The organism is Prochlorococcus sp. G4PB16, assembly GCF_059772465.1.
In genome coordinates this window covers 1266146-1280847 of record NZ_CM186289.1, presented here as the reverse complement: position 1 = coordinate 1280847, position 14702 = coordinate 1266146, and the positions used below count along the sequence as shown (strand labels likewise).

Here is a 14702-nt window from a genome sequence, read left to right as displayed (position 1 = left end):
ATTTAACTGATCATAATCTAAGTTGAAAATCATTGAAGAAAAATTTGACTAATTTAATTCTTAAAGATTTTAAGATTTTTCTAGTTTTTTTTAATAAAGATATTCAAAAAATTTATCCTTTCTAGGCAGATTCCTTAACGATTCGTTTTTCATTTGATAATAGAGGAACCACTTTTCCTCCTGTAATTTCATCAACCATTTTTTTTGTTACATTGAAGCTTTTAATCTTAGTTTGAGATGGAAGGCTATACATTAAATCTAGCATTATTTCTTCAACAATTCCTCGCAAAGCTCTAGCACCAGTTTTTCTTTTATATGCTTCTTGTGCAATTGCTTCAACAGCATCTTCTTCAAATGAAAGCTCTACATTATCCATACTTAACAAGGTTCTAAATTGTTTTACTAAGGCATCTCTTGGTTCTGTGAGAATAGATTCGAGAGCCTTAGCATTTAATGGTTCTAATATCGCACTTACAGGCATTCTTCCAATAAATTCTGGAATCAAACCATATTTCACTAGATCATCCGGCTCTAGGTCATTAATTAAGTCTGTACCAATACGATCTCGATTTGATTTGGTTCTGGCTCTATTTTCATTTGGTATGAAACCAATTGAATTTTTCCCAAGTCTTTTTTGAACTACATCATCTAAACCAACAAATGCTCCACCGCATATGAAGAGTATTTGGCTAGTGTCAATTTGAATAGCATCTCCGTAAGGATGCTTCCTGCCTCCTTGTGGTGGCACGTTAGCAACTGTACCCTCTAGCATTTTTAGTAGAGCTTGCTGGACGCCTTCTCCCGAAACATCTCTGGTAATTGATGGGTTTTCACTTTTTCTAGCAATTTTGTCAATTTCATCGATATATATAATTCCTCTTTGGGCTAAATCTACATCCATATCTGCTTTTTGTAGTAGACGTAAGAGAATGTTTTCTACATCCTCACCAACATATCCAGCTTCAGTGAGAGTCGTTGCATCAGCAACAGCAAATGGAACATCTAGCATTTCAGCTAATGTTTGGGCGAGTAATGTTTTTCCACACCCAGTTGGGCCTATTAATAAAATATTTGATTTTTGTAATTTTGTTGCCGTTAAATCAGTCTCGCCAGATCCATCCCCTTTCCATGCAAGTCTCTTATAGTGGTTGTAGACAGCCACTGATAAGATTTTTTTTGCTGATTCTTGCCCCACGACTTGATCGTCTAAAAATTTTTTAATTTCAATGGGCTTTGGTATGGACGCCAAAGTTGGAGCAGGTTTAGTTGTTGTTGTGGCATCTTTAGCTTTACGGCTTTGCTCATGTCCATTTCTTTGATGAGTTGGATTATCAATGAGTTCTTCATCTAAAATTTCATTACATAAGTCGATACATTCATCGCATATGTAAACTCCTGGACCAGCAATGAGTTTCCTCACCTGATCTTGTGCCTTGCCACAAAAGGAGCATTTAAGATGGGCCTCAAATTTTGCCATCGAGCTCTAAAAAAAACAGATTGGATAGACCGATAATTAATTTTATTCAGTCTCAAGTAATAGGATCATTGAGGATTGATGTCTTGTCAGCTTTCCTTAATGATTCATATGGAGTTGAGATTAGAAACCACTTTGTCGATCAGGCCATATTCAACCGCTTCTTGAGGAGAAAGAAAGTGGTCTCGATCAGTGTCTTCTGAAATCTTTTCAATATCTTGCCCAGTATGTTCAGCTAAAAGTGAATTAAGAGTCTCTTTTAAATAGAGAATTTCTTTTGCTTGGATTTCAATTTCCACAGCTTGCCCTTGAGCTCCACCAAGAGGTTGGTGAATCATTATTCTGGAATTGGGTAATGCAAGTCTTTTTCCTTTTGCCCCTCCAGAGAGAAGAAAAGCTCCCATGCTTGCTGCAAGGCCGTAGCAAATTGTTATGACATCCGGACTAACTTGCTGCATGGTGTCATATATCGCTAGTCCCGCAGTTACGGATCCTCCAGGAGAGTTGATATATAACTGAATATCTTTTTCTGGATCATCAGCTTCTAAAAAAAGCATTTGAGCAACTAATGCATCAGCAACTTGATCATTTACATCGGTTCCAAGAAAGATGATTCTTTCTCGAAGTAATCGAGAGTAAATATCAAATGCACGATCACCTTGACCTGATTGTTCGATTACTGTTGGCAGTACTCCCGGTCCTGAAAACAGACAAGAGTTTTTCCATAAACTATTTATGGGGTGATTTTGTCTTGCTTCAATCAACTTGAACTGTAGATAGCTATTACTTGTAATCTATGTGTAGAAACTAGGATTTGGGTGTTTTAGAACTTTTCTTTTCTTTATTCGTTTTTGTTGTTGTCTTTTTTGAACTTTTCTCTTTGCTTTTATCCTTAGTTTTTTGTGGGGTTTTCTCTATAACAGTATTATTCTCTTCAAGCCAGACAAATAATTTTTCTTGTAATAAATCATCGGTAATAGCCTCTTTGAGTCGATCTTTGTCGATATTTTTTTCGTTTGAAAGTTTGATATCAGATTCAACTTGTTCAAGTTTTGAATTGATTTCTTTTTCTGAAACTTCAATTTTTTCAGATTCAGCTAAAGCATTTAGAGCGAGTTTTTCACGAAGCTTTTTCTCTGCTTCGCCTTTTGAGGATTCCATTAGCGATTTAACCAGCTCTGGAGTAAACATTGATTTGACATCGATACCTTGCTGAGCAAAATTTTGAGCTGTCTGTTCAACAATTAGTCGCACCTCTTGGTCAATAAGACTTTTTGGTAGCTCAACCTCTAGTTCTTTGACTAAAGCGTCAAGAAGTGAATCCTGTCTATTTTTCTTTTGTTTTCTTTCAGTATCCTCTTTAAGCCTTTTTTCAAGATCTGAACGTAAGTCAGACATATTTTCTTTATCACTTGCTTGCTTTGCAAAATCGTCATTTAGTTCTGGTAATTCCTTGATTTTTAAATCTTCCAGACTGACATTAAATTCTGCTTTTCTGCCTTTGGCATCTTCTTGATGATAATCCTTCGGAAATTCACACTTTAATATTTTTTTATCGTTGATGTTCATTCCAATGACACCCTCAATAAAACCAGGAATCATTCGCCCTTCTTCAAGTTCGATTTCTACTGAATCTGCGCTTCCACCTTCAATTTCGCTTCCATCATCTAAGAAACTTCCTTTAAAGCTTACTAAAGCAATATCTCCTTTTCTTGCGGCACGATCACTAACTGGCACCTTAGTTGCTAGTTGAGATCGGGATTGCTCAATAAGCTCATCTACTTTTTTTGGATCAAAGATTAAATTCTCTACCTCTGCAGTAAGCCCTGAAGATTTTTTTAAACTTGGGATAGGGGCTATATCAGTTTCCAGGTTTAATATAAGAGTTTTGTTAGGATTGAAGTTCTCTAAAATAGTATCGAAGCCATCTTTGAGTTCAGGTTCGCACAAAGGTTCAATTCCCTCTTGATCTAATGTTTCTGTCCATACTTTTTGCAATAGTGATTCCAGTGCAGAGGCTTGTATTCTTTTTACTCCAAGTTGCTGGATTACTACTGATTTTGGGACTTTACCTTTCCTAAAACCTGGGATTGAGATAGATCTGCTGAGTTTGCTTAAAGCTTCGTCATAACTATTTTTGCATCGATTTGCTGGTACCTCTACCTCTACAGCAATTCTGCTATTAGGTTTCGAACTGGTTTTTACGTTTAATTTGGCAGCACTCATTGAAACGGAATTCTCAAATTTGGTTAGCGTAAGAAAGCGTTAATTCACTTCCAAAGCTATTGTGGCCTAAAAACCATCGAAAAATTTGTTATTTGTTGATTTTTCCAATAAGAAAAAATTTTTTGTTAAACCTTTAATTCTCTGCATCAAGTTTGAACCAACAGTTTGCTCTTCCAAATAGACCTCTTACAGTTGCGATCCTTGGATCGAGTGGAGCTGTAGGTAAGGAATTACTGACTTTGCTTGAAGAGAGATCTTTCCCTATTAAAAAATTGATTTTACTGGCCTCTCATCGTTCAGCAGGGGAAATTCAAACTTTTTGTGGAAATAAGTTGAAAGTGGAGGAAACAACTAAAGATAGTTTTGAAAATGTAGATTTAGTTTTAGCTTCAGCTGGTGGTTCCATATCTCGTAAGTGGAAAGATAAAATTCAAAATTCTGGTGCTTTGATGATTGATAACTCCAGTGCATTTCGAATGGACGAGAATGTTCCTTTGGTTGTTCCAGAAGTCAATCCTAACGATGCTAGAAAGCACAAAGGATTAATTTCAAATCCTAATTGTACGACTATTTTATTAGCCTTGGTTCTATCTCCATTGACCAGATATATCCCAATAAAGAGGGTAGTTGTATCAACCTATCAATCAGCCAGTGGTGCAGGTGCAATGGCAATGCAAGAATTAGGAAAATTAAGTCAAGAAGTTTTAGATGGCAAAATTCCAAAAAGTCAAGTGCTTCCTTATTCCTTAGCATTTAATCTTTTTTTGCATAATTCACCTTTGCAATCGAATAATTATTGTGAGGAAGAGATGAAAATGGTTAATGAAACTCGAAAGATTCTTGGAGATCCCAAACTTTCTTTGACTTCAACTTGTGTAAGAGTTCCAGTTTTCAGAGCGCATTCTGAAGCGGTAAACATTGAATTTAAAAAGCCTTTTCCAGTACAAGAAGCTTATGAGATTTTGAACTCTGCCCCAGGAGTTGAGATCCTTGAGGATTTGGGAAACAATCGTTTTCCGATGCCACAAGATGTAACTGGTCGAGACCCAATATCTGTTGGCCGTATAAGGCAGGATATAAGTAATCCCAATGCCTTAGAACTATGGTTATGTGGTGATCAGATCCGAAAAGGAGCTGCACTGAATGCAGTGCAGATTGCTGAACTTCTATTGCCAAAAAATCATGAATAAGTCAGCTTTGTTATCACCAGCACCTTTTGGAAGGATGTTAACTGCAATGGTGACTCCATTTAATGAAGATGGGAAAGTTGATTATCGTCTTGCTGCTGATTTGGCAAATTATTTAGTAGATCAAGGTTCAGATGGCATCGTTGTATGTGGAACTACAGGAGAGTCACCAACTTTAACTTGGCAAGAACAACAAAAGATGCTGGAAACAGTGAGAAACTCTTTAGGCTCTAGGGCTAAAGTTTTAGCTGGAACAGGAAGTAATTCGACCTCTGAAGCAATTGAAGCTACAAAGGCAGCAGCTGATTCAGGGGCTGATGGTGCATTAGTAGTTGTTCCTTATTACAACAAACCACCGCAGGAAGGATTAGAAGTTCATTTTCGCGCTATCGCTAATGCTGCGCCTGAGTTACCTTTGATGCTCTATAACATTCCTGGGCGGACAGGATGTTCTATATCGCCTATTATTGTAGGTAAGCTTATGGATTGCAGTAATGTAGTCAGTTTTAAAGCTGCAAGCGGAACAACCGAGGAAGTGACTCAATTAAGAAACTATTGTGGATCAGATTTAGCTATTTATAGCGGTGATGATGCTTTGCTTTTACCAATGCTTTCTGTGGGAGCAGTAGGTGTTGTTAGTGTTGCAAGTCATTTAGTTGGTCCAAGTTTGAAGGTAATCATAGAGAGTTTTTTAGAAGGTAAATACGCTGAGGCACTTTATTTGCATGAGATATTACAACCTCTTTTTAAATCTCTTTTTGCAACCACAAATCCTATTCCTGTTAAAGCGGCACTTCAATTAATTGGTTGGTCTGTTGGACCTCCTAGAAGTCCTCTAGTCTCTTTAAACAGCGAAATGAAAGAAGAACTCTTGAAGATACTCTCTTCAATGAGATTGGTTTGATCTGTTCCCTCGCTCCCAAGTGAGTGGTTCGTACTTTCATTTAGGTAACAACCAAGTTTTTTACATAAATTTTTCCATGACATCAAGTTCAATCAATTCTCAAGTTTCAAAAAATAATCAATCAAAAACTCCTTGTTTGAGGATTATTCCCTTAGGTGGGCTAGGGGAAATTGGAAAAAATACTTGTGTATTTGAATATGGTGACGACATCATGATTCTTGATGCTGGTCTGGCCTTCCCAACTGATGGGATGCATGGGGTAAATGTTGTCATGCCAGACACGACTTATTTACGTGAAAACCAAGGTCGAATAAGGGGGTTGGTCGTAACTCATGGACATGAAGATCATATCGGTGGAATTTCTCATCATCTAAAGAATTTTAATATTCCAATTATTTATGGTCCACCTCTTGCTATGTCTATGCTTAGGGGAAAGATGGAGGAAGCAGGAGTTGCTGATCGGACAACAATACAAGTATGTGGACCAAGAGAAGTAATCAAAGTTGGACAACATTTTTCAGTTGAATTTGTTAGAAATACACATTCAATTTCTGATAGTTATTCCTTCGCGGTAACGACTCCAGTGGGAGTAGTATTTTTTACTGGCGATTTTAAGTTCGACCATACTCCACCTGATGGGCAGCCTTCAGATTTAGCTAGAATGGCCCACTATGGAGATAAAGGTGTTCTTTGTCTGCTATCAGATTCAACCAATTCTGAAGTTTCAGGATTTACCCCCTCTGAATATTCTGTTTTTCCAAATTTAGACAGATACATTGCTACTGCTGAGGGCAGAGTGATGGTTACGACTTTTGCTAGTTCAACTCATCGCGTAGCGATGCTTTTAGAGTTGGCAATGAAAAATGGTAGAAAAGTCGGTTTACTTGGCCGATCCATGCTGAATGTGGTTGGGAAAGCAAGAGAACTTGGATACATGCGTTTCCCTGATGATTTATTTTTCCCTATTAAACAGATCAGAGACTTGCCTGATAGAGAAACTTTTTTATTGATGACAGGTAGTCAAGGAGAATCAATGGCTGCATTGAGTCGTATCTCCAGAGGCGAGCATCAACATGTTCAATTGAAAACTAGTGATACTGTCATTTTTTCTGCAAGTCCTATTCCTGGAAATACTATTTCCGTAATGCATACAATTGATAAATTAATAAAATTGGGAGCAAAAGTTATTTATGGCAAAGATAAGGGTATTCATGTCTCAGGCCATGGATGTCAAGAAGATCAAAAATGGATGCTTGGATTAACTAGACCTAAATACTTCATCCCAGTGCATGGAGAGTACAGAATGCAAGTTCTTCATGGGAAAACAGCAGTATCAATGGGGGTTCATCCGGAAAATGTTTTGGTTATGGAAAATGGGGACGTTGCTGAATTAAGACCTGATTCTCTCGTTCAAGGGTCTCCAGTTAAATCTGGCGTGGAATTACTCGATTCCTCTAGGACAGGGGTTGTGGATACTCGAGTCTTAAAAGAACGTCAGCAACTTGCTGATGATGGAGTTATCACGGTTCTTACTCCAATTAGCACTGATGGTGTAATGGTTGCACCACCGAGGGTGAATCTTCGAGGTGTTATTACCAATGTCGATGCTAAAACAATGGTCAATTGGACTGAGAGAGAGATTAATTGGGTATTGGAAAATCGATGGAAACAGCTCGTTCTTAAAACAGGAGGTAAGTCAGTCGAGGTCGATTGGATTGGTTTACAAAGAGAGGTGGAATCAGGATTATCTCGCCGATTAAGAAGGGAGGTTCAAGCTGAGCCATTAATTCTTTGCCTTGTTCAACCTGCTCCTGGTGGGACTCGTGCATATAAACCTCAACTTGATCAACAGCCAGACTCACGACAAGTAGTTAAAAAAACTGCAGATAAAGCATCTAAGACTACTAATACATCCCTAACAAACAAGGAGACAAGTTCGTTATCAGAACAAAAATCAAAGAATGAAATCAATTCGGACGAAATGCCAACTGGAAGAACAAGACGTCGTAGATCAGCAATTAGCTGAAAACTGAACAATTGTTTTCTTAATCAGTCTTGTTCGTTAGATAAATAGCTTTTTTATTCCATCTTATTAGGAAATCTCCGTGGAGATGGATAGTTCCAGGTGGATTACTTTGAGATGTTTTTGTATTTATTTCTTCGATCTGCAAAGCAGTTAATCTTCTTACTCCTAACATTTTTAACCAATTAGTTAGTATTATTTTTCTTATAGAGTTTTTTAAATCGCCTAGTTTTTCCCTGGAAAGAGAATTTATTTCGTCTCCTTGGCAAAACTCTATTGCTATTTTTGCTAATAATTGTTGGTCTTCGCTGTGACTTTCAAGTCTTTTAGCTAAAGAGGCTATTCTTGAATCTGCACCTTTATAGATTGAATTTAAAATCGGTAATATTTCTTTTCTAATTTTATTTCTTGTTAAATTTATATCTTCATTTGAAGGATCAATCCAAATTGGCAAATTAAACGTTTTACAAATTTCGAGAGTTTCGTTTCTATTGAAAATCATTAAAGGCCTAGTTAATTTTAAATTATTTTCTAAAGTTCTTTGTTCTTTAAGGGTACTAATCCCAATTAGATCACTCCCTCTCGCTAAGTTCATAATTATTGTCTCTGCACGATCAGTAGCTGTATGACCAGTTAATATTCTTGTACATGGAAAATATATATTTTTTGATGATAATAATTTAGCTTTAATTATTAGGTTTTTATATCTCCAATCTCTTGCTTTTTCTTCATTATCTACTTCTTTTTTTAGGGCTTTTTTAGAGTGAAATGATATTTGCTTACTCAGACACCAACTTTTTAGTTCATCTTTTATTTTCTTAGATTGTGCATGCCATTGGTGATCTCCATGCCAGATTTCGATTTGCCATTCATATAGCCTTTTTAAATCAATAATTAATTTAAGAAGGGCCATTGAATCTTGCCCACCAGATATAGCTAAAAGAAGGGTGGAGTTTCTGGGGAGTAAAGATTTATTTTGTTTAAGCCTTTTGTGCAAACGCATGTGCCATTTACTCCAAGACCTGTCATTTTCAGTGGATTGTGACATTTGCTTTGGTTTCAGAGCTCTATTCGCATTTTTTGAGTTCTTTTGCTGAGTCAGTGTCACAATCAGATTAATAGTTGATGTTTTTATGACACGTTTACGGACATTGCCAGTTTCACTTCACAAGAGTATTCAAAATAGATCTTTATTGAAAGTAATTTCTGGCTTGAATAATTTTAGTTCAGAATCAGTATTAAAAATTTCGAAAGCGGCGGGTCTTGGGGGTGCAGATTTATTGGATATTGCTTGTGAACCCAATTTAGTAGAACTAGCTGTGGAGGCCTCTAATATTCCTGTATGCGTAAGTTCTGTGGAACCAAAGCTTTTCCCTGAAGCTGTTAAAGCAGGAGCATCAATTATTGAGATTGGAAACTTTGATTCTTTTTATCCGGATGGGCGTTTTTTCTCGGCTGACGAGGTACTCTCATTAGCAGTTGAATCTCGACGCCTTTTACCTGAAGTTGTTTTGTCAGTAACCGTTCCCCATATTTTGCCTTTAGATAGCCAAGCTCAATTAGCGTTAAACCTTGTTGATAGAGGGATTGACTTAATCCAGACAGAAGGAGGGACGAGCTCTCATCCCATTAGTCCTGGAACTTTAGGTTTAATAGAAAAAGCATCCCCTACATTGGCTGGAACTTTTGCTATCGCCTCCGCTTTAAAGGAGAGAAACGATAATACACCTGTGATTTGTGCCTCTGGACTCTCTGAAGTTACTGTCCCTATGGCTATATCAGTAGGAGCTAGTGGGGTTGGGATTGGCTCAGCTGTCAATAAATTGAACAATGAATTAGCTATGATTGCCACAGTAAAAGGTCTTCGTCAGGCTTTAGATTCATTTAAATTGGCTTCCACGATTAGCCAATGATTTTTATAAGGTAATTGAAAACTTTTTGATCAAAATGTGAAGAATATGGAATCAATAAATATGTCTTTTTTAGAAATTAATTAAGTATATGCCTGAATACCAACTTCAAGCTCCCTATGTTCCAAAAGGCGATCAACCTGCAGCTATAAAAGGACTGGTTGGAGGTGTGAATGAGGGAGAAAAGTTTCAAACTTTATTAGGTGCAACTGGAACTGGAAAGACTTTTACGATAGCTAATGTTATAGCCCAAACTGGCCGGCCTGCTTTGGTTCTAGCTCACAATAAAACACTTGCAGCTCAATTATGTAATGAATTAAGGGAATTTTTCCCTGAGAATGCTGTTGAATATTTTATCTCTTACTATGATTATTATCAGCCCGAAGCTTATGTTCCAGTTAGTGATACTTACATAGCAAAAACATCATCAATTAATGAAGAAATTGATATGTTACGCCACTCCGCGACCAGATCTTTATTTGAACGAGATGATGTCATAGTTGTTGCTTCGATTAGTTGTATATATGGTCTAGGAATTCCCAGCGAATATCTAAAGGCTTCCGTTAAGTTTCAAGTTGCTCAAAGTATTGATTTACGATCTTCTCTTAGATCATTAGTTTCAAATCAATATACACGTAACGATATAGAAATCAGTAGAGGTAGATTTAGAGTAAGAGGAGATGTATTAGAAATAGGACCAGCTTATGATGACAGACTTGTTAGAATTGAATTGTTTGGAGATGAAATTGAAAGTATTAGTTATGTTGACCCTACTACCGGAGAAATCTTAAATAGACTTGACTCAATTAATATATATCCAGCAAAACATTTTGTAACACCTAAAGATCGTTTGGAATCTGCTATTAAATCAATAAAAGAAGAATTAAAAGATAGATTAGAATTTCTTAATCAAGAGGGGAAATTACTCGAAGCTCAAAGATTAGAACAACGAACAATTTATGATTTAGAAATGCTAAAAGAAGTTGGTTATTGTAATGGAGTTGAAAATTATGCTCGTCATCTTTCTGGTAGAGAACCTGGCTCTGCGCCCGAATGTCTAATTGATTATTTTCCTGAAGATTGGTTGTTACTCATTGATGAAAGTCATGTCACGTGTCCTCAATTGAGAGCTATGTATAATGGTGATCAAGCCAGAAAAAAAGTGTTAATAGATCATGGTTTTAGACTACCAAGTGCAGCTGATAACCGTCCTTTAAAGGATATTGAATTTTGGAATAAAGCCAAACAAACTGTTTTTATAAGTGCGACTCCTGGTGATTGGGAATTGACTCAAAGTAAAGATAATATAGTTGAGCAAGTGATTAGACCTACTGGAGTTCTGGACCCTTTGGTTGAAGTACGTCCAACCCAGGGACAAGTTGAAGATTTACTTTTTGAAATTAGAAAAAGAGCTTTGAAAAATCAAAGAATACTTATTACAACCCTTACGAAAAGAATGGCTGAAGATCTTACAGATTATTTATCCGAAAATAAAATAAGAGTTCGCTATTTACATTCAGAAATTCATTCAATCGAGAGAATTGAAATTATTCAAGATTTACGAATGGGAGAATATGATGTACTAGTAGGCGTTAATCTTTTAAGAGAAGGTTTAGATTTACCTGAAGTCTCTCTTGTCGTCATTCTCGATGCAGATAAAGAAGGATTTTTACGAGCTCAAAGATCTTTGATACAAACAATCGGACGAGCAGCAAGACATGTTGAAGGTTTGGCTTTGCTCTATGCAGATAACATGACTGATTCGATGGCAAAGGCTATTAGTGAGACTGAAAGACGCCGTGAAATCCAAAAGATTTATAATGTTGAGAACGGAGTAACTCCTAAACCAGCAGGAAAGAAGGCTAATAATTCAATTCTATCTTTTTTAGAGCTTTCAAGAAAATTAAATCAAGATGGAAATCCCGATGATTTTGTTGATATTGCAGATAAGTTAATTGACCATAGCGCTAAAGATTCCGATAGCACCATATCTTTAGATTCTTTGCCTGAATTAATTGAAAAATTAGAATCTAAAATGAAAACAACAGCCAAAGATTTAGATTTTGAAAAAGCTGCGATTCTTAGAGATCGTATAAAGAAACTACGACATAGATTAGTCGGTAAATAATATCTTGCTAGTTTATATTTTCTCCGAGTTTAAAGCATGAATGAATTTCATTTAATGCTTTTTCACCATATTTTTCTGAGATAATACATGTTGTTCTGATTTCACTAGTGGCGATCATTTCTATATTGATTTCTTGATTAGCTAGAGCTCTAAAAATTTTACCGGCTGTTCCTTTCGTGAAAGGCATTCCAGATCCAACTGCGCTAATTCGGACTATTGATTCTCCTTCTTCGAGTGTTGCTCCCTTCCAATTGGATATTAATTCTTTTAATGCATATTTAGCATCACTTCTATCATTTTTCTTTAATGTGAAACTAATATCTTTAGTTCTATCTTGGTGCTTTCTTTCTGATTGAACTATTGTATCTAAGCTGATATTTTTTTCAGCTAATGTTGAACATATAGTTGAAGCAGTCCCTGGTTTGTCTGGTACATGTTTCACACTGATTTGGATTTGATCTTTATCTAAAGCTATGCCTCTTACTTCTGGCTCATTGTTATTTTCAATAATAGGATTAAGAGTAATTTGTTTGTTAGTGAGTTTGAACATGTCTCCTACACTACGTAATGCTTTTTTCCCTAATTCTGCATCAATAACACAACTTACTTTTACTTCACTAGTTGCTATGAGTCTTATGTTAATCCCAGAATCAGAAAGAGTTTGGAACAGAGATGAGGTTATTCCAGGTCTCCCCATGATTCCAGCCCCATAAATACTTAGTTTAGTTAAACTCTTTTGAGAAGATATCTCGCCGCCAATAGTATTCATGATTTTTTGGCACTGATCTTGTGCATTATTTAATTCATTTTCTGCAATAGTAAAAGTAATATCGTTAGAGTTGATTTGGTGGGTTGCTTGAATAATTAGATCTACATTTACACCACCTTTTGATAAAGATTCAAAAAGTTCAGCAGCAATTCCTGGACGATCTGGAATATTAGATATAGCTACGACTGCTTGATTCTCAACAAGTTCTAAGCCATCAACAGGACTGCGATGTTCTATTCCGCTTTTGGAAAACACATGATTCTTTTTACTAGTCAGAGTCGTTCCATCAAGATTGTCCCAACTTGACTTCACTACAAGTGTTACGCCGAAATTTCGTGCTATTTCTACTGCTCGAGGATGCAATACAGCAGCTCCAAGGCTTGCAAGTTCTAACATTTCATCACAACTAATACTTTTCATTAATTGTGCGTTTTTAACAATTCTTGGATCAGTTGTTAATACGCCAGGAACATCAGTGTAAATTTCACATTTTTCGGCTCCAAGAGATGCCGCTAAAGCGACTGCAGAAGTATCTGACCCTCCTCGTCCTAAAGTTGTGATTTCAGCAATTCCTCCCATACCAAGACTCGTTCCTTGGAATCCAGCAATAACTATGGTTTTGCCTTGATCTATGAAGTGTTTTATTCGTTCTGCTCTTATCTCGAGTATTCTTGCTCGTCCATGAGCTGATTCTGTAATAATTCCAGCTTGAGTTCCAGTTAAGGAGATTGCTGGTGTTCCCAATTCATTCAGGGCCATGGTTAATAATGCTATTGAGACCTGCTCTCCAGTTGATAGGAGCATATCCATCTCTCTATGAGGAGGTTGAATTGTTATGGCTGTTGCTAGCTGTGTTAATTCATCAGTGGTATGTCCCATTGCCGAAACAACTACTACCAGATCATTCCCTTGCTCTTTGCTTGATCTGATTCTTTGGGCGACAGCTTTTATGCGCTCAATGCTTCCTAGAGATGTGCCGCCAAATTTTTGAACCAGCAAAGTCATTAAAATCTCGCTACTTATTGATTATTTCAGTTTTTAGTCGCAATTTTGCTTTCTGTTAGCAGATTATCTTTAAAGGAATCGATTGGATTGCTTCCTGATTTTATTGAGATTTCGATTTTTAAAAGTTTTTTCATCAGTTCAAGCAATGCTTCCAACGATTTACCTTTAATTTGTTTGCGTATTACAAAAATACGTTTTGGATTGGGTATCCCGGCAAGTTTAGCTATCTCTTTAACGTCCTGATTTCCCTCTGAATCTAAAAGATGTACCCAAAGCCATCCTCTTGATTGACCAGTCAATGTTGTAATTAGCCTTAAAGCTGGTTCTCCATTATTTAGTAAGGATTGAATTTTATTTAGAGCTAAAACTCTCTCTCCCTTAAGTAGTAAATTTGCAATTTCAAGGGCATTAGTGGAATTATTCTGAACTAGTTTGATGACTAAATCTTTTGAGATTTCTTGTATTTCATTTGTATTTGATTCTTCATTCAGTGCCTCTGAAAATAATGCGAGTTTTTTCAGCTCAGTATTGATTAAAGAGCTATCATTGCCTATGCTTTCTACTACTAAATCAATTGTTTCATTATTCATTTTTAGATTTAATCTATATAAATTATTCTTTACTAAGCTCCTTTGTCCATTGATATCCCATGGCAGAGGAAGATTAAAACTTTTTTCTTGAGAGAATGAATTTGATTGAATATTTTTTTGAATTAATTTAGTTGTTTTAAGTCTTTTATCAGGTTTATTTGAATTATTTAAAATCAGATGTGTATTATCAGGAATTAATTTAATTGCTTGTTCAAGCTTCTCAGCAAGCTCAATAGAACATCCGTTACAGAATGGGCTTCTTCTAACAAGTACAATTCTACCTCCGCTGCCTAAAGGAGCACTTTGAGCCTCTTCAAGAGCTCTGAGATTTTGTTTTGTATCATTTCCATCTATTTGACTATGATTAAAACTTTTCCATACAGGGTCAACAACTGTTTGAATTATTTCTTCTATTTCCCTATTACTGGCTTCATAATCATCTCCCCATATTAAATGTATTGGCATTACCTAGAGATATGTTGTTAA

11 protein-coding genes are annotated in these 14702 nt (G+C 36.3%); 5 read left to right on the top strand and 6 right to left on the bottom strand.

Annotation, left to right across the window (positions count from 1 at the left end; all coding sequences use genetic code 11):
• Positions 1–121: 121 nt before the first annotated feature.
• From clpX to tig, 3 genes are all read right to left on the bottom strand, one after another.
• A complete protein-coding gene (clpX, locus tag AC6EIZ_RS07410) occupies positions 122–1477 on the bottom strand; it encodes an ATP-dependent protease ATP-binding subunit ClpX (protein ID WP_498510083.1) in 1356 nt (451 codons plus the stop codon).
• 104 nt (positions 1478–1581) lie between these two features.
• Complete coding sequence (gene clpP, locus AC6EIZ_RS07405) at positions 1582–2238, bottom strand: ATP-dependent Clp endopeptidase proteolytic subunit ClpP (RefSeq protein WP_498510081.1); 657 nt, start codon at positions 2236–2238, stop codon at positions 1582–1584.
• A 43-nt stretch (positions 2239–2281) separates the two neighbouring features.
• Positions 2282–3700 (bottom strand): trigger factor, encoded by a 1419-nt coding sequence (gene tig, locus AC6EIZ_RS07400; protein ID WP_498510079.1) that lies wholly within the window; start codon positions 3698–3700, stop codon positions 2282–2284.
• A 152-nt stretch (positions 3701–3852) separates the two neighbouring features.
• Here tig and AC6EIZ_RS07395 point away from each other — a divergent pair, with 152 nt between their 5' ends.
• The 3 genes from AC6EIZ_RS07395 (at position 3853) to AC6EIZ_RS07385 (ending at position 7817) form a co-directional block, all read left to right on the top strand.
• Positions 3853–4890: an aspartate-semialdehyde dehydrogenase gene (locus AC6EIZ_RS07395; RefSeq protein ID WP_498510078.1), complete on the top strand. Its 1038-nt coding sequence runs from the start codon at positions 3853–3855 to the stop codon at positions 4888–4890.
• Positions 4883–5791 carry a 4-hydroxy-tetrahydrodipicolinate synthase gene (gene dapA / locus AC6EIZ_RS07390; protein ID WP_498510076.1) on the top strand — a complete coding sequence of 303 codons (909 nt, stop codon included), beginning with the start codon at positions 4883–4885 and terminating at the stop codon, positions 5789–5791. The genes AC6EIZ_RS07395 and dapA overlap by 8 nt, the downstream gene beginning before the upstream one ends.
• A 76-nt stretch (positions 5792–5867) precedes the next feature.
• Positions 5868–7817: a ribonuclease J gene (locus AC6EIZ_RS07385; RefSeq protein WP_498510074.1), complete on the top strand. Its 1950-nt coding sequence runs from the start codon at positions 5868–5870 to the stop codon at positions 7815–7817.
• Between the two features lie 19 nt (positions 7818–7836).
• Here the strand turns inward: AC6EIZ_RS07385 and tilS are convergent, their stop codons facing one another.
• Entirely contained in the window at positions 7837–8817 is a 981-nt protein-coding gene (tilS, locus tag AC6EIZ_RS07380) for a tRNA lysidine(34) synthetase TilS (protein ID WP_498513220.1), read from the bottom strand.
• Positions 8818–8947: 130 nt separating this feature from the next.
• Here tilS and AC6EIZ_RS07375 point away from each other — a divergent pair, with 130 nt between their 5' ends.
• Together AC6EIZ_RS07375 and uvrB are read left to right on the top strand one after the other, a co-directional pair.
• Positions 8948–9727 (top strand): DUF561 domain-containing protein, encoded by a 780-nt coding sequence (locus AC6EIZ_RS07375; protein WP_498510072.1) that lies wholly within the window; start codon positions 8948–8950, stop codon positions 9725–9727.
• Between the two features lie 88 nt (positions 9728–9815).
• A complete protein-coding gene (uvrB, locus tag AC6EIZ_RS07370; protein WP_498510070.1) occupies positions 9816–11852 on the top strand; it encodes an excinuclease ABC subunit UvrB in 2037 nt (678 codons plus the stop codon).
• A gap of 7 nt (positions 11853–11859) precedes the next feature.
• Here the strand turns inward: uvrB and AC6EIZ_RS07365 are convergent, their stop codons facing one another.
• Together AC6EIZ_RS07365 and holA are read right to left on the bottom strand one after the other, a co-directional pair.
• Entirely contained in the window at positions 11860–13626 is a 1767-nt protein-coding gene (locus AC6EIZ_RS07365; RefSeq protein WP_498510069.1) for an aspartate kinase, read from the bottom strand.
• 26 nt (positions 13627–13652) lie between these two features.
• Positions 13653–14681: a DNA polymerase III subunit delta gene (gene holA, locus AC6EIZ_RS07360; RefSeq protein WP_498510067.1), complete on the bottom strand. Its 1029-nt coding sequence runs from the start codon at positions 14679–14681 to the stop codon at positions 13653–13655.
• Between the last annotated feature and the right edge of the window lie 21 nt (positions 14682–14702).

Coding starts and splice junctions, on each gene's coding strand:
- AC6EIZ_RS07365 (WP_498510069.1), bottom strand. CDS start 13,626: ATGACTTTGCTGGTTCAAAAATTTGGCGGCACATCTCTAGGAAGCATT.
- tig (WP_498510079.1), bottom strand. CDS start 3,700: ATGAGTGCTGCCAAATTAAACGTAAAAACCAGTTCGAAACCTAATAGC.
- AC6EIZ_RS07375 (WP_498510072.1), top strand. CDS start 8,948: ATGACACGTTTACGGACATTGCCAGTTTCACTTCACAAGAGTATTCAA.
- tilS (WP_498513220.1), bottom strand. CDS start 8,817: ATGCGTTTGCACAAAAGGCTTAAACAAAATAAATCTTTACTCCCCAGA.
- AC6EIZ_RS07385 (WP_498510074.1), top strand. CDS start 5,868: ATGACATCAAGTTCAATCAATTCTCAAGTTTCAAAAAATAATCAATCA.
- dapA (WP_498510076.1), top strand. CDS start 4,883: ATGAATAAGTCAGCTTTGTTATCACCAGCACCTTTTGGAAGGATGTTA.
- holA (WP_498510067.1), bottom strand. CDS start 14,681: ATGCCAATACATTTAATATGGGGAGATGATTATGAAGCCAGTAATAGG.
- uvrB (WP_498510070.1), top strand. CDS start 9,816: ATGCCTGAATACCAACTTCAAGCTCCCTATGTTCCAAAAGGCGATCAA.
- clpX (WP_498510083.1), bottom strand. CDS start 1,477: ATGGCAAAATTTGAGGCCCATCTTAAATGCTCCTTTTGTGGCAAGGCA.